The sequence below is a fragment of the Pseudomonas sp. KK4 genome (assembly GCF_001984065.1).
Lineage (GTDB): Bacteria > Pseudomonadota > Gammaproteobacteria > Pseudomonadales > Pseudomonadaceae > Aquipseudomonas.
Genome location: NZ_LYVP01000006.1, coordinates 41,363 through 60,796 on the forward strand (window position 1 = coordinate 41,363; position 19,434 = coordinate 60,796).

Annotated in this window: 17 protein-coding genes; 8 read left to right on the forward strand and 9 right to left on the reverse strand. The window is 61.1% G+C overall.

The annotated features are described in order from the left end of the window. Window positions 1–102: 102 nt before the first annotated feature. Together B0W55_RS03960 and glpT are read left to right on the forward strand one after the other, a co-directional pair. Window positions 103–1,080, forward strand: coding sequence for an NADPH:quinone oxidoreductase family protein (locus B0W55_RS03960; protein ID WP_077044721.1), 978 nt, complete (start codon window positions 103–105; stop codon window positions 1,078–1,080). A gap of 364 nt (window positions 1,081–1,444) precedes the next feature. Continuing rightward, the gene (gene glpT, locus B0W55_RS03965) at window positions 1,445–2,794 is read left to right on the forward strand and encodes a glycerol-3-phosphate transporter (protein WP_077044722.1); all 1,350 of its coding nucleotides are present in this window, start codon (window positions 1,445–1,447) and stop codon (window positions 2,792–2,794) included. Here the strand turns inward: glpT and B0W55_RS03970 are convergent. The 6 genes from B0W55_RS03970 to B0W55_RS03995 form a co-directional block, all read right to left on the reverse strand. Next, entirely contained in the window at window positions 2,770–3,438 is a 669-nt protein-coding gene (locus B0W55_RS03970; protein ID WP_077044723.1) for a gamma-glutamylcyclotransferase, read from the reverse strand. The genes glpT and B0W55_RS03970 overlap by 25 nt on opposite strands. A gap of 312 nt (window positions 3,439–3,750) precedes the next feature. Beyond that, the gene (locus tag B0W55_RS03975; RefSeq protein ID WP_077044724.1) at window positions 3,751–4,719 is read right to left on the reverse strand and encodes a CDP-6-deoxy-delta-3,4-glucoseen reductase; all 969 of its coding nucleotides are present in this window, start codon (window positions 4,717–4,719) and stop codon (window positions 3,751–3,753) included. Continuing rightward, window positions 4,719–6,185 carry a 4-hydroxy-3-polyprenylbenzoate decarboxylase gene (ubiD, locus tag B0W55_RS03980; RefSeq protein WP_077044725.1) on the reverse strand — a complete coding sequence of 489 codons (1,467 nt, stop codon included), beginning with the start codon at window positions 6,183–6,185 and terminating at the stop codon, window positions 4,719–4,721. The genes B0W55_RS03975 and ubiD overlap by 1 nt, the downstream gene beginning before the upstream one ends. A 141-nt stretch (window positions 6,186–6,326) precedes the next feature. After that, window positions 6,327–7,586 carry a transcription termination factor Rho gene (gene rho / locus B0W55_RS03985; RefSeq protein WP_003206716.1) on the reverse strand — a complete coding sequence of 420 codons (1,260 nt, stop codon included), beginning with the start codon at window positions 7,584–7,586 and terminating at the stop codon, window positions 6,327–6,329. Window positions 7,587–7,834: 248 nt separating this feature from the next. Beyond that, window positions 7,835–8,164, reverse strand: coding sequence for a thioredoxin TrxA (gene trxA, locus B0W55_RS03990; protein WP_003206727.1), 330 nt, complete (start codon window positions 8,162–8,164; stop codon window positions 7,835–7,837). A 121-nt stretch (window positions 8,165–8,285) separates the two neighbouring features. Further along, window positions 8,286–8,993 carry a FadR/GntR family transcriptional regulator gene (locus tag B0W55_RS03995; protein ID WP_077044726.1) on the reverse strand — a complete coding sequence of 236 codons (708 nt, stop codon included), beginning with the start codon at window positions 8,991–8,993 and terminating at the stop codon, window positions 8,286–8,288. A gap of 255 nt (window positions 8,994–9,248) precedes the next feature. On the opposite strand from B0W55_RS03995, the gene B0W55_RS04000 reads away from it, so the two are divergent. From B0W55_RS04000 to ppx, 5 genes are all read left to right on the forward strand, one after another. Next, the gene (locus B0W55_RS04000; protein ID WP_077044727.1) at window positions 9,249–10,034 is read left to right on the forward strand and encodes a transporter substrate-binding domain-containing protein; all 786 of its coding nucleotides are present in this window, start codon (window positions 9,249–9,251) and stop codon (window positions 10,032–10,034) included. Between the two features lie 22 nt (window positions 10,035–10,056). Then, complete coding sequence (locus B0W55_RS04005; protein WP_077044728.1) at window positions 10,057–10,725, forward strand: amino acid ABC transporter permease; 669 nt, start codon at window positions 10,057–10,059, stop codon at window positions 10,723–10,725. After that, window positions 10,722–11,372: an amino acid ABC transporter permease gene (locus B0W55_RS04010; RefSeq protein WP_077044729.1), complete on the forward strand. Its 651-nt coding sequence runs from the start codon at window positions 10,722–10,724 to the stop codon at window positions 11,370–11,372. The genes B0W55_RS04005 and B0W55_RS04010 overlap by 4 nt, the downstream gene beginning before the upstream one ends. Continuing rightward, on the forward strand, window positions 11,359–12,096 hold the full coding sequence (locus B0W55_RS04015; RefSeq protein ID WP_077044730.1) for an amino acid ABC transporter ATP-binding protein: 738 nt from the start codon (window positions 11,359–11,361) through the stop codon (window positions 12,094–12,096). The genes B0W55_RS04010 and B0W55_RS04015 overlap by 14 nt, the downstream gene beginning before the upstream one ends. A 208-nt stretch (window positions 12,097–12,304) precedes the next feature. Continuing rightward, window positions 12,305–13,807 carry an exopolyphosphatase gene (ppx, locus tag B0W55_RS04020; RefSeq protein ID WP_077044731.1) on the forward strand — a complete coding sequence of 501 codons (1,503 nt, stop codon included), beginning with the start codon at window positions 12,305–12,307 and terminating at the stop codon, window positions 13,805–13,807. Between the two features lie 216 nt (window positions 13,808–14,023). Here the strand turns inward: ppx and ppk1 are convergent, their stop codons facing one another. Next, a complete protein-coding gene (ppk1, locus tag B0W55_RS04025; RefSeq protein ID WP_077044732.1) occupies window positions 14,024–16,249 on the reverse strand; it encodes a polyphosphate kinase 1 in 2,226 nt (741 codons plus the stop codon). 18 nt (window positions 16,250–16,267) lie between these two features. Continuing rightward, window positions 16,268–17,281 (reverse strand): porphobilinogen synthase, encoded by a 1,014-nt coding sequence (gene hemB, locus B0W55_RS04030; protein WP_077044733.1) that lies wholly within the window; start codon window positions 17,279–17,281, stop codon window positions 16,268–16,270. 207 nt (window positions 17,282–17,488) lie between these two features. Here hemB and B0W55_RS04035 point away from each other — a divergent pair, with 207 nt between their 5' ends. Continuing rightward, window positions 17,489–18,121, forward strand: a complete 633-nt coding sequence (locus tag B0W55_RS04035; RefSeq protein ID WP_077044734.1) for a DedA family protein — start codon at window positions 17,489–17,491, stop codon at window positions 18,119–18,121. Here B0W55_RS04035 and B0W55_RS04040 read toward each other — a convergent pair. After that, window positions 18,102–19,337 (reverse strand): sterol desaturase family protein, encoded by a 1,236-nt coding sequence (locus B0W55_RS04040; RefSeq protein WP_077044735.1) that lies wholly within the window; start codon window positions 19,335–19,337, stop codon window positions 18,102–18,104. The two genes, B0W55_RS04035 and B0W55_RS04040, sit on opposite strands and share 20 nt — an antisense overlap. Between the last annotated feature and the right edge of the window lie 97 nt (window positions 19,338–19,434).

Consider the following 19,434-nt stretch of genomic DNA (forward strand, 5'->3'; position numbering starts at 1 on the left):
AAGCACAAGCTTATGGCTGACTATCAGGGCCGGGCATGCTCGTTGACCCGTCGACTCACACACCTACACTTATCGGCCATCACTCCCAAAGGAATAGCCCTGATGAAAGCCGTGCTGTGCAAAGCCTTCGGCCCTGCCGAATCGCTGGTGCTGGAAGAAGTCGCCAGCCCTGTGGCGAAGAAGAACGAAATCCTGCTGGACGTGCACGCCGCCGGGGTCAATTTCCCGGACACGCTGATCATCGAGGGCAAGTACCAGTTCAAGCCGCCCTTCCCGTTTTCCCCGGGCGGTGAAGCGGCCGGCGTGGTCAGCGCGGTGGGTGAAAAGGTTGGACATCTGAAGGTCGGCGACCGGGTCATGGCCTTGACCGGCTGGGGCAGCTTTGCCGAACAGGTTGCCGTGCCGGGCTACAACGTGCTGCCGATCCCGCCTTCCATGGACTTCAACACCGCCGCCGCCTTCAGCATGACCTACGGCACCTCGATGCACGCCCTCAAGCAACGCGCCAACCTGCAACCCGGTGAAACCCTGCTGGTACTCGGCGCTTCCGGGGGTGTCGGCCTGGCGGCCGTGGAAATCGGCAAGGCCATGGGTGCCCGGGTCATCGCCGCCGCCAGCAGTGCGGAAAAACTCGCCGTGGCCAAGGCGGCCGGCGCCGATGATCTGATCAACTACAGCGAAACCAGCCTCAAGGACGAAATCAAGCGCCTGACCGACGGCCAGGGCGCCGACGTGATCTACGACCCGGTAGGTGGTGACCTGTTCGACCAGGCCATCCGTGCCATCGCCTGGAACGGCCGTCTGCTGGTGGTCGGCTTCGCCAGCGGCCGCATCCCCGAACTGCCGGTGAACCTCGCCCTGCTCAAAGGCGCGGCGGTGCTCGGCGTATTCTGGGGCTCGTTCGCCCAGCGCCAGCCACAGGACAACGCGGCGAACTTCCAGCAACTGTTCGGCTGGTTTGCCGAAGGCAAGTTGAAGCCACTGGTGTCGCAGGTGTATTCCCTGGGTAATGCCGCACAAGCCATTAACGATCTGGGCCAGCGCAAGGCGGTTGGCAAGGTGGTGGTGCAGGTTCGCTGAGGCTGCCGATGGGTCTGGGCTTCAAACAATGACGCCCAGGCCCAACGAACTGTCCTCGTGCAACACCTTCAATTACCGGGAAGAGCGGCGGCTGATCGCACCCCTGAGCGCCTCGGCCAGTAAACCAATAGCAACACTACACACACCCCCCTCATAACGACTCCCTTCGCACTTGAACGGCCACGCCTGGCAATGGTGCGACTCTTCCTACACCCGCCTTCACTTTGTCCGTACGACATGTTCGTAAAGGAACGCTCGACTTCCAACATTTCCGCTATTTGGCGAATGAGAACCCGTGCTATTTTCGGTAACGAAACTGTAATATTCGCATCCGCAGTCAAAACAAGAAATTTGGAGCTCTTGAATGTTTGCTTTCTTTCGCCCTGCCGCACATCAGGCGCCCTTGCCTGAGGAAAAAATAGACAGCACTTACCGACGCCTGCGCTGGCAGATCTTCGCCGGTATCTTCATCGGTTACGCCGGCTACTACCTGCTGCGCAAGAACTTTTCCCTGGCCATGCCGTATCTGATCGAAGAGGGTTACACCCGCGGTGAGCTGGGTGTGGCGTTGTCGGCGATTGCCATTGCCTATGGCTTGTCCAAGTTCCTGATGGGCATCGTGTCGGACCGTTCCAATCCACGCTTTTTCCTGCCGTTCGGGCTGCTGGTCTCGGCGGCGGTGATGTTCATTTTCGGATTTGCGCATTGGGCGACGTCCAGCGTAACCATCATGTTCGTCTTGCTGTTTATCAATGGCTGGGCGCAGGGCATGGGTTGGCCGCCGAGTGGGCGGACCATGGTGCACTGGTGGTCGCAGAAGGAGCGCGGTGGCGTGGTGTCGCTGTGGAACGTGGCGCACAACGTCGGTGGCGGTTTGATCGGCCCGCTGTTTTTGATCGGCATGGGTCTGTTCAACGACTGGCATGCGGCTTTCTATGTGCCGGCGGCGGTGGCCATGGCGGTCGCGGTGTTCGCCTTCATCGTGATGCGCGACACCCCGCAATCGGTCGGCCTGCCGCCGATCGAGAAGTACAAGAATGACTATCCGGAAGGCTACGACGCCAGCCATGAGCAGGAATTCAGCGCCAAGGAAATCTTCGTCAAGTACGTGCTGCGCAACAAGATGCTCTGGTACATCGCCATGGCCAACGTCTTCGTGTACCTGCTGCGTTACGGCGTGCTGGACTGGGCACCGACTTACCTGAAAGAAGCCAAGGGCTTCACTGTGGACAAGACGTCCTGGGCGTATTTCTTCTACGAGTGGGCGGGTATTCCGGGCACGCTGCTGTGCGGCTGGATGTCCGACAAGATTTTCCGTGGCAACCGTGGCCTGACCGGCATGGTGTTCATGGCCCTGGTGACCGTTGCAACGCTGGTGTACTGGCTCAATCCGGCCGGCAACCCGACGGTCGACATGATCGCGCTGGTGTCCATCGGCTTCCTGATCTACGGCCCGGTGATGCTGATCGGCTTGCAGGCGCTGGAGCTGGCGCCGAAGAAAGCGGCCGGCACCGCTGCAGGCTTCACTGGACTGTTCGGCTACCTGGGGGGTTCGGTCGCAGCCAGTGCAGCGATGGGCTACACCGTGGACCATTTCGGTTGGGACGGCGGTTTCGTCCTGCTGATCGGGGCCTGCCTGCTGGCGATGGCCTTCCTTGCGCCAACCCTGTGGCACAAGCAAGTGGCCAGTCAGAGCCGCGAAGCAATCGCCTGATCATCCTTTGATTGGCAGCGCTTGAGCCGCGCCTCCAGATTCCGGTCTGGCATGGCGTGGCTACGCAGGGCGTGGGCCGTCTGCTCGACATAGTCGCGCGTCGTGCCATAACGCCCGCAAGCGTTTTCGAATACGTGGCTCAGAACGTGATCCGGCAGATTGCCGGCATAGCTGGGCAAGTGCCGCTCCAGAACGAACCCCAACGCCTGAACCTGAGTGCCGTCTTCAAGCCGGCAGTTGAGCCAGTGCGGGCGGTAGGACGGAAATGGCATCTCGCGTTTCCACAGCGCATACAGCGACGCTTCAAGTTGCTCGTCCGGCAACCGATAGGCGAAACCGCTGCAAGAGCCGCCGCGATCCAGACCGAACACCAGCCCGGGCATTTCCGGCGTGCCACGGTGTTCGTGGGACCACAGGTACAAGCCGCGATGGTAGCCATGCACACGACCGCGAACCCGTTCGACCGCCGTGCATTCCGGCCGCCAGATCAGGGAGCCATAGGCAAACAACCACACCGGCCCGCCCTTGTGACGCGCCATGGTCGATTGCATCGAGCTGAGTAATTGTTCGTGAGTGAGCTGCGGCCCCAGATCGAGCCGTGGAGGATAAGCCAGGTTCAAAATTGAAGATTCAATGGCGCTCATGGCGAATAGCGTTCAGCTCCCCGCGGGTGAAGAATTACTTAATAGAACGCACCGCTGTAACAATAAGGCACATATGTTTTAAGGCAATTTAAGTGCCATGGCACATTTCTTAATTAATTGCCCCACTGGAATATAACCTACCGGTATTTATATGATTTTATAAATACCGATCGGCTATATATGGAGTTATAACACACCTGTAGGTGCGAGCATGCTCGCGATGGTCGCTAACGATAACGTGGGCATTCAGGCTGCCCGCGGTGGCCTTGAGTCCATCGCGAGCATGCTCGCTCCTACAGGGAGAGGGTGCTTTCAGGAGCGTGGCGCATAGGCAAAGACGTCGGCGCGCATCTGGTGCGCGTCCATGCCGGCTTCAACCAACGCGTCCAGAGTGCCATAGACCATCGCCGGCGAGCCGCTGGCGTAGACGTGCAGGGACTTGAGATCGGGGAAATCCTCGCACACCGCTTCATGCAGCATGCCGCAACGCCCCTGCCAGCCGCCGTGATCGCTGACCACTTTGTGCAAAAACAGGTTCGGCAGTTTCAGCCATTCATCCCAATGCTCGACTTCATAGAAGTCTTCCGGTCGACGCACCCCCCAGTACAGATGCACCGGATGTTTGAAACCCTCGGCACGGCAGTGTTCGATCAGGCCATGGATCTGGCCCATACCGGTGCCTGCGGCGATCAGCACCAACGGACCGTCCGGCAACTCGGCCAGGTGCGCGTCGCCAAAAGGCATGTCGATGCGCACCATGGTGTCGCGCAACAGCTGCTTGATGAGGTTTTGTGCACTGGCTTCGCGCGCCAGCACGTGGATTTCCAGATCCCGCCCGCCCGAAGGGGCCGACGCCAGGGAAAACGACGATTTTTCACCGCTGTCCCGATGAATCATCAGGTACTGGCCAGCGTGATAGCGCGGTGGCTTGCCGGCCGGTGCCCGCAGTCGAACGCGCCAGGTATCACCGCCGACCTCGGTGCAACTGGTGATCTGACACGACAGACTGCGCACGGGCAACTCTCCCAGCGCGAGCACGCCATCCCACAGCACGATGCAGTCTTCCAGCGGCTCTGCAATGCAAGTGTAGAACTCGCCATGATCACGCACGAGGCCAGCCTGTTCGACCCGGCCTTCGACCAGCAGCGCTGCACACACGTGGCAATTGCCGTTGCGACAGCTTTGCGGGCATTCATAGCCCAGGCGGCGTGCGCCATCGAGAATCCGCTCGCCGGGCTGAAGGTCCAGCACTGCTCCGGAGGGCTGCAGGGTTACACGCATCAATCTATTCCTAACTGATTCCAGATGGCATCGATCCGCTGGGTCACGGCATCGTCCTTGACGATCACCCGACCCCATTCACGCGTGGTCTCCCCTGGCCACTTGTGGGTGGCGTCGAGGCCCATCTTCGAACCCAGGCCGGACACTGGCGAGGCGAAGTCGAGGTAGTCGATTGGCGTGTTTTCGATCATCACCGTATCGCGCTTGGGGTCCATGCGCGTGGTAATGGCCCAGATCACGTCGTTCCAGTCCCGCGCGTTGATATCGTCGTCGGTGACGATAACGAACTTGGTGTACATGAACTGTCGCAAAAACGACCAGACACCGAGCATTACCCGCTTGGCGTGGCCCGGGTACGACTTCTTCATGGTCACCACGGCCATGCGGTAGGAACAACCTTCCGGCGGCAGGTAGAAATCGGTGATCTCCGGGAACTGCTTCTGCAGGATCGGCACGAACACTTCGTTCAGCGCCACGCCGAGGATCGCCGGTTCATCCGGCGGACGCCCGGTGTAGGTGCTGTGGTAAATCGGTTTGATGCGGTGGGTGATGCGCTCGACGGTGAATACAGGGAAGCTGTCGACTTCGTTGTAATAGCCGGTGTGGTCGCCGTACGGGCCCTCATCGGCCATTTCGCCCGGATGAATCACGCCTTCGAGGATGATTTCGGCGGTCGCCGGCACTTGCAGATCGTTGCCCCGGCATTTCACCAGTTCGGTGCGGTTGCCGCGCAGCAGGCCGGCGAAAGCGTATTCGGAGAGGGTGTCCGGTACCGGAGTGACGGCGCCGAGGATGGTCGCCGGATCGGCGCCCAGCGCCACGGAAACCGGGAACGGCTGGCCAGGATGCTTCTCGCACCACTCGCGATAATCCAGTGCGCCGCCACGGTGGCTCAGCCAGCGCATGATGACCTTGTTGCGGCCGATCACCTGCTGACGGTAGATGCCGAGGTTCTGACGATCCTTGTTCGGCCCCTTGGTGACGGTCAGGCCCCAGGTGATCAGCGGGGCGACGTCCCCCGGCCAGCAGGTCTGCACCGGCAACTTGCCGAGGTCGACGTCATCGCCTTCGATGACCACTTCCTGGCAGATCGCGTCTTTGACGACCTTGGGCGCCATCGAGATGATCTTGCGGAAGATCGGCAGCTTGGACCAGGCGTCTTTCAGCCCCTTCGGCGGCTCGGGCTCCTTGAGGAACGCCAGCAGCTTGCCGATTTCCCGCAGTTCGCTGACCGCTTCGGCGCCCATGCCCAGGGCGACGCGCTCGGGGGTGCCGAACAGGTTGCCGAGTACGGGAATGTCGAAACCGACAGGTTTTTCGAAAAGCAGGGCCGGGCCCTTGGCGCGCAAGGTGCGGTCGCAGACCTCGGTCATTTCGAGCACTGGGGACACCGGAACCTGGATGCGCTTGAGTTCACCGCGCTTTTCCAGCCCGCTGATAAAGTCGCGCAAGTCGCGATACTGCATGCGTGAGCCTCGTGTTGGCCGTGGCGTTCGGGGGCAGGCAGTTTAGCGCCGAACCTGACGCTTCAGAACCACGAACTGCCTGTTGATCAACATTCAGATAGCAAAAAGCCGGGTTTCCCCGGCTTTTGCTGGTCCATCGACTTACTTGCGCTTCATCGACAGGAAGAACTCATCGTTGGTCTTGGTCGTTTTCAACTTGTCGACCAGGAACTCGATGGCAGCCACTTCATCCATCGGGTGCAGCAGCTTGCGCAGGATCCACATGCGCTGCAACTCGTCGTCGGCGGTCAGCAACTCTTCGCGGCGAGTACCGGAACGGTTGATGTTGATGGCCGGGAAGACGCGTTTTTCCGCGATACGGCGATCCAGAGGCAGCTCCATGTTGCCGGTGCCTTTGAATTCCTCGTAGATCACTTCGTCCATCTTCGAGCCGGTTTCAACCAGCGCGGTGGCGATGATGGTCAGCGAGCCGCCTTCTTCGATGTTGCGCGCGGCGCCGAAGAAACGCTTCGGTTTCTCCAGGGCGTGGGCATCGACACCACCGGTCAATACCTTGCCGGAGCTCGGGATCACGGTGTTGTAGGCGCGAGCCAGACGGGTGATGGAGTCGAGCAGGATCACCACGTCCTTTTTGTGCTCGACCAGGCGCTTGGCCTTCTCGATCACCATTTCGGCAACCTGCACGTGACGGGTTGGCGGCTCGTCGAACGTCGAAGCAACCACTTCGCCGCGCACGGTGCGCTGCATTTCGGTCACTTCTTCCGGACGTTCGTCGATCAGCAGCACGATCAGGTGAACTTCAGGATTGTTACGTGCGATGTTCGCGGCGATGTTCTGCAGCATGATCGTCTTGCCCGCTTTCGGCGGAGCAACGATCAGACCGCGCTGGCCTTTGCCGATCGGGGCGCACAGGTCGATCACGCGACCGGTCAAGTCTTCGGTGGAACCGTTGCCGGCTTCCATCTTCATGCGCACGGTCGGGAACAGCGGTGTCAGGTTCTCGAAGAGAATCTTGTTTTTCGCGTTTTCCGGACGGTCGAAGTTGATGGTGTCGACCTTGAGCAGCGCGAAATAACGCTCGCCTTCCTTTGGAGGGCGGATCTTGCCAACGATGGTGTCACCGGTGCGCAAGTTGAAGCGACGGATCTGGCTCGGCGAGACGTAGATATCGTCCGGGCCGGCCAGATAGGAGGCGTCTGCAGAGCGGAGGAAGCCGAAGCCGTCCTGGAGAATCTCCAGCACGCCATCACCGGAGATTTCCTCGCCGCTTTTCGCGTGCTTTTTCAGCAGGGAGAAAATCACGTCCTGCTTGCGCGAACGGGCCATATTTTCTATGCCCATCTGTTCGGCCAATTCGAGCAGTTCGGTAATCGGCTTTTGCTTGAGTTCAGTCAGATTCATATAGGAATGACGTAATCATTTATGGAGGGGGGAAATTAAGCTTTTGGCTTAATGAGGCCGCGCCGCGGAGAAGGCGACAGGATCGCGTACTTATTCGAAAAGGAGAGCGTCGGCGACGGCTAGCAGGGGGCACTGGAGAAACCAGCGCGGGGCCGAATGTAACACCTGAGTTTGGGAGCGTCTAGCCCTCAACAACGAAAAAAGCCCCGCGATTTGCGGGGCCTTTTTCAGACAGGCTACAACGACGCTTAGATGTTGGCGTCGAGGAAAGCGGCCAGTTGCGACTTCGACAGTGCGCCGACCTTGGTCGCTTCCACGTTGCCGTTCTTGAACAGCATCAGGGTCGGGATACCGCGCACGCCGTGCTTGGCCGGGGTTTCCTGGTTTTCGTCGATGTTCAGCTTGGCAACGGTCAGCTTGCCTTTGTAGGTCTCGGCAATCTCGTCCAGAACAGGAGCGATCATTTTGCAAGGGCCGCACCATTCAGCCCAGTAATCGACCAGTACAGCGCCTTCAGCCTTGAGTACGTCAGCCTCGAAGCTAGCGTCGCTAACGTGTTTGATAAGATCGCTGCTCATGGAATTCTCCAGGGTTGTAAGCAAAAAAACGTGGCCCATCATAGCTGCCCTTCCCTCGTTCAGGAAGGTGCAGATGATTGAGTCTCGCTATGGTGTTTCATGAGTATGTGTATAGCCCAGGTCACGCCATGGCGGGGGCGACGAAGGCGATCCCGGTGCGCAACGCCGCATTGCGCACGTGTTCGTGCATGGCCTTCTGGGCCGCGCCAGAGCTTCGGCGAGCCAGTGCGCGAAGGATCTTGCGGTGCTCCTGCCAGGTTTCCATGGCCCGTTCCGCCCGGATGAACGGTAGCTTCTGGCTCTCCAGAAAGATGTCGGCACTGGCGGTGAGGATGCTCAGCATCGCCTGATTGCCGCTGGCCAGCAGAATGCGCCGGTGAAATTCGAAGTCCAGCCGCGCCGCCGCCTCGAAATCGCCGGCCTTCAATTCGTTGCGCATCGCCGCGACATTGTCTTCAAGCAGATCGAGCTCATCAGTGCTCAGGGTCACGGCGGCCAACCCCGCGGCGAAACCCTCCAGGGCATAGCGCAACTGAAAGATGTCCAGAGGCGATGCCTGCGCCGCGAACGGCCAAGCCGGCGCGGCGTCGTTGCGTGGCAAGTCCACCGGCGCCTGCACGAACACGCCCTTGCCCGGCTGGATGCTGATGACGCCCAGCGCACTGAGCGAGGACAACGCCTCGCGCAACGACGCCCGACTGACCCCCAGTTGCAGGGCCAGGTCCCGTTGCGAAGGCAAGGCATCACCCGCCCCGAAACCCTGCTCATTGATCAGTTTGCGGATGGCTTGCAGCGCTACTTCAGGTACGGCGCGAGAGATCGAGTTCATGGTTTTCCAGACGAACCAGGCCAATGTGCGCCCAGTTGTAAAGCTATTCACGGCGTCCGGCAAGTCGTGCCCCACGGGGGTTCGACGATTTTCCCGGATGCGCTATCGAGGTGCGAAACCGCCCCTGACTGTTCAGACCAGTAAGACCTACCATCCCCTGCAAATCCGTGGGCTGGCGGCCGAATGCCCCCTGTTGGCATGCCCCGTGCTCTGTCCAATCGCAGAAATCATTCCCAGCCGATTCGGAGATTTGCCATGACCCAGCGTTACAGCGCCCTCCTCGCCGCCCTGTTTGCCAGCCTGATGCTGAGCCAGGCTCCCGCCCACGCCGACGGCCTGGAGGATGTGGTCAAGCGCGGCGTCCTCAAGGTGGCCGTGCCTCAGGACTTCCCGCCCTTCGGCTCGGTCGGCCCGGACATGAAGCCGCGCGGCCTGGACATCGACACGGCGAAACTGCTGGCCGACCAGCTCAAGGTCAAACTCGAACTGACACCGGTCAACAGCACCAACCGCATCCCGTTCCTCACCACCGGCAAGGTCGATCTGGTGATCTCCAGCCTCGGCAAAAACCCAGAGCGGGAAAAAGTCATCGACTTCTCCCGGGCCTATGCGCCGTTCTACCTGGCCGTGTTCGGCCCGCCAGAAGCCGATATCAAAGGCCTGGACGACCTCAAGGGCAAGACCATCAGCGTCACCCGCGGCGCCATCGAAGACATCGAGCTGACCAAGGTCGCCCCCGAAGGCGTGACCATCAAGCGCTTCGAAGACAACAACTCGACCATCGCCGCGTACCTGGCCGGTCAGGTCGACCTGATCGCCAGCGGCAACGTGGTGATGGTCGCCATCAGTGAGAAGAGCCCGAAACGCGTGCCGGCACTGAAAGTGAAACTCAAGGATTCCCCGGTCTATGTGGGCGTGAACAAGAACGAGCCGGCGCTGCTGGACAAGGTCAATCAGATCCTAGTGACCGCCAAGGGCGACGGCGCGCTGGAGAAAAACGCCCTGACCTGGCTCAAAGAACCGCTGCCGGCCGATCTCTGATTCGGCACGCAGGAGACCCTTTATGGCTTATCAGTTCGATTTCCTGCCGGTGGTGCAAAACACCGATCTGCTGCTGCGCGGTGCGTTGTTCACCCTGGAGCTGACGGCCATCGGCGCGGTGCTCGGCGTAGGCGTTGGCATTGTCGGGGCGCTGGTGCGGGCGTGGAACATTCGCCCGTTCTCGGCGATCTTCGGCGTCTACGTCGAGTTGATCCGCAACACGCCGTTCCTGGTGCAGTTGTTCTTCATTTTCTTCGGGTTGCCGTCACTGGGGGTGCAGATCTCCGAATGGCAGGCGGCGGTGCTGGCGATGGTGATCAACCTTGGCGCCTACTCCACGGAAATCATCCGTGCCGGCATCCAGGCGATCCCCAAGGGCCAATTGGAAGCCGCCGCGGCCTTGGCGATGACGCGCTTCGAAGCCTTCCGCCACGTGATCCTGCTGCCGGCACTGGGCAAGGTCTGGCCGGCGCTGAGCAGCCAGATCATCATTGTCATGCTTGGCTCGGCGGTGTGTTCGCAGATTGCCACCGAGGAACTGAGCTTCGCCGCCAACTTCATCCAGTCGCGCAACTTCCGCGCCTTTGAAACCTACGCCCTGACCACGCTGATCTACCTGTGCATGGCGTTGCTGATCCGCCAGTTGCTGAACTGGATCGGCCACCGATACATAGCAAGGAGCGCGCGATGAGTGATTTCACTTTCTGGGATGTCGTGCGCAACCTGCTCACCGGCCTGCAATGGACACTGGCGCTGTCGTTGGTGGCGTTCATTGGCGGCGGTGTGATCGGTTTGCTGATCCTGATCATGCGCATCTCGAAAAAATCCCTGCCGCGCAGCTTCGCGCGCACCTACATCGAGCTGTTCCAGGGCACGCCGCTGCTGATGCAGCTGTTTCTGGTGTTCTTCGGCGTGGCGTTGGCCGGGGTGGAAATTTCGCCGTGGATGGCGGCGGCGATTGCCCTGACGCTGTTTACCAGCGCTTATCTGGCGGAGATCTGGCGCGGTTGCGTCGAGTCGATCCCCAACGGCCAGTGGGAAGCGTCGTCGAGCCTGGCGCTCAACCCGCTGGAGCAACTGCGCTACGTGATCCTGCCGCAGGCCTTGCGCATCGCCGTGGCGCCGACCGTGGGCTTCTCGGTGCAAGTGGTCAAAGGCACCGCCGTGACCTCGATCATCGGCTTTACCGAACTGACCAAGACCGGCGGCATGCTCGCCAACGCGACCTTCGAACCCTTCATGGTCTATGGCCTCGTGGCCCTGGGCTATTTCCTGCTCTGCTACCCCTTGTCCCTCAGTGCGCGCTACCTGGAAAGGAGACTGCATGCCTCTGCTTAGAATTTCCGCCCTGCATAAATACTACGGCGATCACCATGTGCTCAAAGGCATCGACCTGAGCGTTGAGCAAGGCCAGGTGGTGGCGATCATCGGGCGCAGCGGCTCGGGCAAGTCGACCTTGCTGCGCACGCTCAACGGCCTGGAGTCGATCAACGATGGCGTGATCGAAGTCGATGGCGAATACCTCGACGCCGCCCGCGCCGACCTGCGCAGCCTGCGGCAGAAAGTCGGCATGGTGTTCCAGCAATTCAACCTGTTCCCGCACCTGACAGTGGGCGAGAACGTGATGCTCGCGCCGCAGGTGGTACAGAAAGTTCCCAAGGCCCGGGCCGCGGAGCTGGCGCGGGAGATGCTGGAGCGCGTGGGCCTGGGGGAGAAATTCGATGCCTTCCCGGATCGACTCTCCGGTGGGCAGCAACAGCGGGTGGCGATCGCCCGCGCCTTGGCGATGTCGCCCAAGGTGTTGCTGTGTGACGAAATCACCTCGGCCCTGGACCCGGAGCTGGTCAATGAAGTGCTGAGCGTGGTTCGGCAACTGGCCAAGGATGGGATGACGCTGATCATGGTCACCCACGAAATGCGCTTTGCCCGGGAGGTTGGGGACAAGCTGGTGTTCATGCATCAGGGGCTGGTGCATGAGGTGGGCGATCCGAAGGTGTTGTTCGCCAATCCGCGGACGGCGGAGCTGGCCAATTTCATCGGCACGGTTGAAGCGACAGCCTGAAAGAACCTTGGCGTCTCAATGCCCTCATCGCTGGCAGGCTAGCTCCCACAGGGGGACGCATTCCAATGTGGGAGCTGGCCTGCCAGCGATTGACCGCGCAGCGGTCAGTGCCTGGAACTGCGCTGAGTCAAGGCTTTGAACACTGCGCGTTGGCGCCAGCCGTTGATCGTGGCACGATGTCAGGGTTATCGACCGAGACCCCCTGACCATGCCGCAATCCCAAGCCAAGAATCTGTCCCTGATCGCCGCGATCGACCTGGGCTCCAACAGCTTTCACATGGTCGTGGCCAAGGCCCAGAACGGCGAAATCCGTATTCTCGAACGTCTCGGGGAAAAGGTTCAGTTGGCCGCCGGCATCGACGAAGAACGTCGGCTGAGCGAAGAATCCATGCAGCGCGGGCTCGATTGCCTCAAGCGCTTCGCCCAACTGATCAACGGTATGCCACTGGGCGCCGTGCGCATCGTCGGCACCAACGCCCTGCGTGAAGCGCGCAACCGTGCCGAATTCATCCATCGCGCCGAAGACATTCTCGGCCATCCGGTGGAAGTCATCTCCGGCCGTGAAGAAGCGCGTCTGATCTACCTGGGCGTGTCCCACACCCTCGCCGACACCCCCGGCAAGCGCCTGGTGGCAGACATCGGCGGCGGCAGCACCGAATTCATCATCGGCCAGCGCTTCGAGCCGCTGCTGCGCGAAAGCCTGCAGATGGGCTGCGTGAGCTTCACCCAGCGCTATTTCAAGGACGGCAAGATCACCCCGGCCCGCTATGCCCAGGCATACACCGCGGCGCGGCTGGAGATCATGAGCATCGAACACGCCCTGCACCGCCTGACCTGGGATGAAGCCATCGGCTCCTCGGGCACCATCCGCGCCATCGGCCTGGCGCTGAAGGCTGGCGGGCATGGTGCAGGCGAAGTCAACGCCGAAGGCCTGGCGTGGCTCAAGCGCAAGCTGATCAAGCTTGGTGATGTCGAAAAAATCGATTTCGAAGGCATCAAGCCCGACCGCCGAGCGATTTTCCCGGCCGGCCTGGCGATTCTCGAAGCGATCTTCGATGCCCTCGAGCTGCAACGCATGGATCACTGCGAAGGTGCGCTGCGTGAAGGCGTGCTCTATGACCTGCTGGGTCGCCATCATCACGAGGACGTGCGCGAACGCACCCTGACCTCGCTGATGGAGCGCTACCACGTCGACCTGGAACAGGCGGCGCGCGTTGAGCGCAAGGCCCTGCATGCCTTCGATCAAGTGGCCAAGGACTGGGACCTGGAAGACGGCGTCTGGCGCGAATTGCTGGGCTGGGCGGCCAAGGTCCATGAAGTGGGCCTGGACATCGCCCACTATCAGTACCACAAGCACGGCGCCTACCTGATCGAGCACTCGGACCTCGCCGGTTTCTCCCGCGAAGACCAGTTGATGCTGGCCTTGCTGGTGCGCGGTCACCGCCGCAACATTCCCAAGGACAAGTTTGCCGACTTCGGCGATGACGGCATCAAGCTGATTCGCCTGTGCGTATTGCTGCGCTTCGCGATCCTGTTCCATCACATCCGCGGCACCCAGCAAATGCCCCAGGTGGAACTGAACGCCCAGGGCAACAGCCTGGAAGTGGTGTTCCCGGACCACTGGCTGGACGACAACCAACTGACCCAGGCCGACTTCGAGATCGAAGCGCAATGGCTGACGCGGGTCGATATTGTCCTGAGCGTGCGCTGAACACTTGGCGAGAGGCTTTGTGGCGAGGGAGCTTGCTCCCGCTGGGCGGCGAAGCGGCCCCAAAAGAAGGCCTGCTGCGCAGGCCGACGGGAGCAAGCTCCCTCGCCACAAAAGCCACCGCTCCACAAGCTGTCTGCCGCAGGCCATTCACGGGACAAACGCAATAAAAAAGGGCGATCCAACCGGATCGCCCTTTTTTGTAGGCCAATGCCTGCGTTAACGCACCGCCAAAATCGGACTGCCCAGCCGCTCCAGCAACGTCGCCTGGGCGCTGCGCGGGTTCTGGTTGCCGGTCGGTGTGTTGCGGATGTAACGGCCGTCCGACTGCAGACTCCAGCTGTGGGTGTTGTCGGTCAAGTACAGTTCCAGCTCCTTCTTGACCCGCATGATCAGCTTCTTGCCCTCCACCGGGAAGCAAGTCTCGACACGCTTGTCGAGGTTGCGCTCCATCCAGTCGGCACTGGAGAGGAACATCTGCTCTTCGCCGCCGTTGAGGAAGTAGAAGACCCGGGTGTGCTCCAGGAAGCGGCCGATGATCGAGCGCACGTGGATGTTGTGGGACACCCCGGCGATGCCAGGTCGCAGGCAGCACATGCCGCGCACCACCAGGTCGATGCGCACGCCCGACTGGCTGGCCTTGTACAACGCGCGGATGATCTTCGGATCGGTCAGCGAGTTGAACTTGGCGATGATGTGTGCCGGCTTGCCATCCAGGGCGAACTGGGTCTCGCGAGCAATCATGTCGAGCATGCCCTTCTTCAGGGTGAACGGCGCATGCAACAGCTTCTTCATGCGCAGTGTCTTGCCCATGCCGATCAACTGGCTGAACAGTTTGCCGACGTCTTCGCACAGGGCATCGTCGGAGGTCAGCAGGCTGTAGTCGGTGTACAGACGGGCGTTGCCGGCGTGGTAGTTACCCGTGCCCAGGTGCGCGTAACGCACGATCTCACCGGCTTCGCGGCGCAGGATCAGCATCATCTTGGCGTGAGTCTTGAAGCCGACCACGCCGTAGATCACTACCGCGCCGGCCGCTTGCAGACGGCTGGCCAGCTGCAGGTTGGACTCTTCGTCGAACCGCGCACGCAATTCGATCACCGCCGTGACTTCCTTGCCGTTACGCGCCGCATCCACCAGCGCGTCGACGATTTCCGAGTTGGCGCCCGAGCGGTACAGGGTCTGGCGCACCGCCAGCACATGCGGGTCCTTGGCAGCCTGGCGCAGCAGGTCGACCACCGGGGTGAACGACTCGAACGGGTGCAGCAGCAGGATGTCCTGCTTGCTGATCACGCTGAAGATGTTCTCGCTGTTTTGCAGCAGTTTCGGAATTTGCGGGGTAAACGGCAGGTACTGCAGCTCGCGCTGGCTGTCGAGCCCGGTAATGCTGAACAGGCGCGTGAGGTTCACCGGACCGTTGACCTGATACAGCTCGGACTCGCTCAGGTTGAACTGTTTGAGCAGGTAGTCGGACAGGTGTTTGGGGCAGGTATCGGCCACTTCCAGACGGACCGCGTCACCGTAGCGACGGGAGAACAACTCACCGCGCAGGGCACGGGCCAAGTCTTCGACGTCTTCGGAATCCAGCGCCAGGTCGGCGTTTCGGGTCAGGCGGAACTGGTAGCAGCCCTTGACCTTCATGCCCTGGAAAAGGTCATCGGCGTGGGCGTGGATCATCGACGACAGGAACACGTAATTGTCGCCGGAGCCGCCGACCTCTTCCGGCACCTTGATGATCCGCGGCAACAGGCGCGGCGCCGGGATGATCGCCAGACCGGAGTCGCGACCGAAGGCGTCGATGCCCTCGAGTTCGACGATGAAGTTCAGGCTCTTGTTGACCAGCAGCGGGAACGGGTGCGTCGGGTCCAGACCGATCGGGGTGATGATCGGCGCGATTTCGTCGCGGAAATAGCGACGGACCCAGGTTTTCAGCTTGGTGGTCCAGTGACGGCGACGGATGAAGCGGACCTGATGTTTTTCCAGCTCCGGCAACAGGATGTCGTTGAGGATCGCGTACTGGCGGTCGACGTGACCGTGTACCAGCTCGCTGATGCGGGCCAGCGCCTGATGCGGTTGCAGGCCGTCGGCGCCCGCCTGTTCGCGGGCGAAGGTGATCTGCTTCTTGAGGCCGGCGACGCGAATCTCGAAGAATTCGTCCAGGTTGCTGGAGAAAATCAGCAGGAACTTCAGCCGCTCCAGCAGCGGATAGGACTCGTCCAGCGCCTGTTCCAGCACGCGGATATTGAATTGCAGTTGGGACAGCTCACGATGGATGTACAGGCTGCTGTCATCCAGGCCGGGAATGGCGATCGCTGCCGGCGCCGCCGCAGCGGGTTCGGTCACCGCCGCGGGCGGAGCAGGCTCCAGCTCCGGCGGGGTTTCGGCGATCTGCTCCACCACGGGTTGAGCGTCTTGTACGGCAACTTCAGTGAGTCCTTCGGTATTCATCGAATGTTCCTGGGAGGGCTATTTCTGCTCTCGTAACAATTGAGCTGCGCGAACGGCAAAGTAAGTGAGGATGCCATCAGCGCCTGCACGTTTAAAAGCGGTCAGGGATTCGAGGATAACCCCTTCGCTCAACCAGCCATTCTGGATCGCCGCCATGTGCATGGCGTATTCGCCGCTGACTTGATAGACAAATGTCGGCACTTTGAATTCTTCCTTGACCCGGCAGAGGATGTCCAGATACGGCATGCCTGGCTTGACCATGACCATGTCCGCGCCTTCTGACAAGTCAGCCGCCACTTCATGCAGGGCCTCGTTGCTGTTGGCAGGGTCCATCTGATAGGAAGCCTTGTTGGCCTTGCCCAGGTTCAGCGCCGAGCCCACCGCATCGCGGAACGGGCCGTAATAGGCGCTGGCGTACTTCGCCGAATAGGCCATGATCCGCACATTGACATGCCCGGCCACTTCGAGGGCCTCGCGGATCGCCTGGATGCGACCGTCCATCATGTCCGATGGCGCTACGACCTGCGCGCCGGCTTCGGCGTGGGACAGGGCCTGCCTGACCAGTGCGTCGACGGTGATGTCGTTCTGCACATAGCCGTCTTCGTCGAGGATGCCGTCCTGACCATGGGTGGTGAACGGGTCCAGGGCGACGTCAGTGATCACCCCCAGCTCCGGGAACTGCGCGCGCAGGGCGCGGGTGGCACGCTGGGCGATGCCTTCAGGGTTCCAGGCCTCCTCGGCGTCCAGGGACTTGAGCTGCGAAGGGGTGACCGGGAACAGCGCCAGCGCCGGAATACCCAGCGCCACCCACTTGGCCGCCTCTTCGAGCAACAGATCGATGGTCAGGCGTTCGACGCCCGGCATCGAGGCCACCGCTTCGCGACGGTTTTCACCGTCCAGCACGAACACCGGCAGGATCAGGTCATCGACGGTCAGTACATTTTCACGGACCAGTCGACGCGAGAAATCGTCACGGCGGTTGCGGCGCAGGCGGGTTGCGGGAAACAGACGGTTGGCGGGGGTAAAGCTCACGGCAGACTCCTGAGCCCGCGCAGACGGGCGAGCGTGACAGTTATAAGTGCCCATTATGACGAACGTATTACAGTTGTGTGCACCCTGCGACGTGTAGCCGCATTCCATTGTCGTTGTAGGAAATGTTCACGTCGAGACACATTTGGACACTTTCCTGAATGTGTGCGAAGGGTTAGGCTGCGCGTTCATTTCGCCAGCACCCAGACAATGCTCCAACAATTTCTGCATGACTTCGGCTACTTTGCCCTGTTCCTTGGCACATTCTTCGAAGGCGAAACCATCCTGGTGCTCGCAGGCTTCCTCGCGTTCCGTGGATACATGGACATCAACCTGGTGGTGGTCGTGGCGTTCTGCGGCAGTTATGCCGGCGATCAGCTGTGGTACTTCCTGGGCCGCAAGCATGGGCGCAAGTTGCTGGCACGCAAGCCCCGCTGGCAGTTGATGGGTGACCGGGCGCTGGAACACATTCGCAAGCATCCGGACATCTGGGTGCTGAGCTTCCGCTTCGTCTACGGCCTGCGCACGGTGATGCCGGTGGCGATCGGCCTGTCGGGCTATCCACCGGGCCGTTACCTATTGCTCAACGGGATTGGCGCGGCGATCTGGGCCACGGCGCTGGCCGCGGCGGCCTATCACTTCGGTGCAGTCCTGGAAGGCATGCTGGGCAGCATCAAGAAGTACGAGCTGTGGGTGCTGGGTGCGCTGCTGATCCTGGGCGTGGGCCTGTGGCTGCGTCGGCGCTTCAAGAATGCCCGCCTGGCCAAACAGGTCTATGCCGACGAGCAAGCCCTGAAGGCCAAGCGGGCCAGCATCGACGAGCCTAAGACGCCCACCGAGTGAAACGGCTTGTGCAGCAGTAGAGCCCGATACCGCTGAGCAAGCTGTAGCTGAGCAGGCCGACCCAGCCCACCGCGCTGGCCGGCCACAGCCCTGCCACCGGCGCCAGCCAGACCAGCGGCACATTCGATGCCAGCCGCAACAACTCCAGCTTCAACGCCCACGGGCGATTCTCCAGGGCCACGCCCAGCACGAACAAGCCCAGCGCCACTGCACCCCAGCCGAGCACCAGTGCCGCGGTCGTCAACTGCGGTTCGAAGTTCATCAGGTAGCTGCCCAGCGCGATGTACACGCAAAATTGCAGCAGGACGTACACCTGCTGACGCCCATCCAACGGCACCTCGAATTTGCGGAACTGGCTCAGGTCCGGCTTGTTGAGCGGGTACTTCGCCGCCACATCCGCCGGGCGCCAACCGGTGCGCATGAACCAGATCCGCAGCTTGTCCCAGGTGCTTTGGGCACGTCGCGCATCCGCCCACAACTGCGCGTAGAACTGCACATTCGCCCAGATCGGGTTCCAGCTCGCCAGCGGCGTGGTCACGCCGAAAATCACCGGCTCGTTGTCGTCTTCTTCCTGGAAGGAGCCGAATAGACGGTCCCAAATAATGAACACCCCGCCATAGTTGCGATCCATGTAGAGAGCGTTCTGTGCATGGTGGGCCCGATGATTGGAAGGCGTGACAAAGAACCACTCGTACCAGCCGAGCTTGGGAATGTGCCGGGTGTGCACCCAGAACTGGTACAGCAGGTTCAGCGCAGCCACGCTGACAAACACCGGCAGCGGCACGCCGACGACGGCCATGGGCAGGTAGAAGATCCAGCTCAACACAAACCCGGTACTGGTCTGGCGCAAGGCCGTGGAGAGGTTGTAGTCCTCACTCTGGTGATGCACCGAATGGGCGGCCCAGAGGATGTTGCGTTCGTGGCCCATGCGGTGCAGCCAGTAGTAGCAAAAATCATAAAAGACAAAGGCGAAAACCCAGACCCAGACGCTGTCCGCCGAAAGCTCCAACAGCGCCAGGTGCTTGAGGGCAAAGGCATAGGTCAGCAGCCCTACACCCTTGGTCAGCAGGCCGGTGGTGGTCGAGAGCACGCCGGTGCTGATGCTGTTGATCGCATCCGCCACCCGATAATGGCTGACCCCGCGCCAGCGGTCGGCCAACAGTTCGATGGCGATCAGCACAAAGAAAAACGGCACCGCATACAAAATGAAGTCCATGACGCGTCCTGATCGGAATTTTGAGGACAGATGCTAGGTGTAGCCGCGAATTAACCCTATGGCAACGAGTGACAAATTAGTGGACATTTAACGCCAT

What these genes read in the sequence shown, in the direction of transcription:
- B0W55_RS03960 (WP_077044721.1), top strand. Translation starts at nt 103, where the DNA reads ATGAAAGCCGTGCTGTGCAAAGCCTTCGGCCCTGCCGAATCGCTGGTG.
- glpT (WP_077044722.1), top strand. Translation starts at nt 1,445, where the DNA reads ATGTTTGCTTTCTTTCGCCCTGCCGCACATCAGGCGCCCTTGCCTGAG.
- B0W55_RS03970 (WP_077044723.1), bottom strand. Translation starts at nt 3,438, where the DNA reads ATGAGCGCCATTGAATCTTCAATTTTGAACCTGGCTTATCCTCCACGG.
- B0W55_RS03975 (WP_077044724.1), bottom strand. Translation starts at nt 4,719, where the DNA reads ATGCGTGTAACCCTGCAGCCCTCCGGAGCAGTGCTGGACCTTCAGCCC.
- ubiD (WP_077044725.1), bottom strand. Translation starts at nt 6,185, where the DNA reads ATGCAGTATCGCGACTTGCGCGACTTTATCAGCGGGCTGGAAAAGCGC.
- rho (WP_003206716.1), bottom strand. Translation starts at nt 7,586, where the DNA reads ATGAATCTGACTGAACTCAAGCAAAAGCCGATTACCGAACTGCTCGAA.
- trxA (WP_003206727.1), bottom strand. Translation starts at nt 8,164, where the DNA reads ATGAGCAGCGATCTTATCAAACACGTTAGCGACGCTAGCTTCGAGGCT.
- B0W55_RS03995 (WP_077044726.1), bottom strand. Translation starts at nt 8,993, where the DNA reads ATGAACTCGATCTCTCGCGCCGTACCTGAAGTAGCGCTGCAAGCCATC.
- B0W55_RS04000 (WP_077044727.1), top strand. Translation starts at nt 9,249, where the DNA reads ATGACCCAGCGTTACAGCGCCCTCCTCGCCGCCCTGTTTGCCAGCCTG.
- B0W55_RS04005 (WP_077044728.1), top strand. Translation starts at nt 10,057, where the DNA reads ATGGCTTATCAGTTCGATTTCCTGCCGGTGGTGCAAAACACCGATCTG.
- B0W55_RS04010 (WP_077044729.1), top strand. Translation starts at nt 10,722, where the DNA reads ATGAGTGATTTCACTTTCTGGGATGTCGTGCGCAACCTGCTCACCGGC.
- B0W55_RS04015 (WP_077044730.1), top strand. Translation starts at nt 11,359, where the DNA reads ATGCCTCTGCTTAGAATTTCCGCCCTGCATAAATACTACGGCGATCAC.
- ppx (WP_077044731.1), top strand. Translation starts at nt 12,305, where the DNA reads ATGCCGCAATCCCAAGCCAAGAATCTGTCCCTGATCGCCGCGATCGAC.
- ppk1 (WP_077044732.1), bottom strand. Translation starts at nt 16,249, where the DNA reads ATGAATACCGAAGGACTCACTGAAGTTGCCGTACAAGACGCTCAACCC.
- B0W55_RS04035 (WP_077044734.1), top strand. Translation starts at nt 17,489, where the DNA reads ATGCTCCAACAATTTCTGCATGACTTCGGCTACTTTGCCCTGTTCCTT.
- B0W55_RS04040 (WP_077044735.1), bottom strand. Translation starts at nt 19,337, where the DNA reads ATGGACTTCATTTTGTATGCGGTGCCGTTTTTCTTTGTGCTGATCGCC.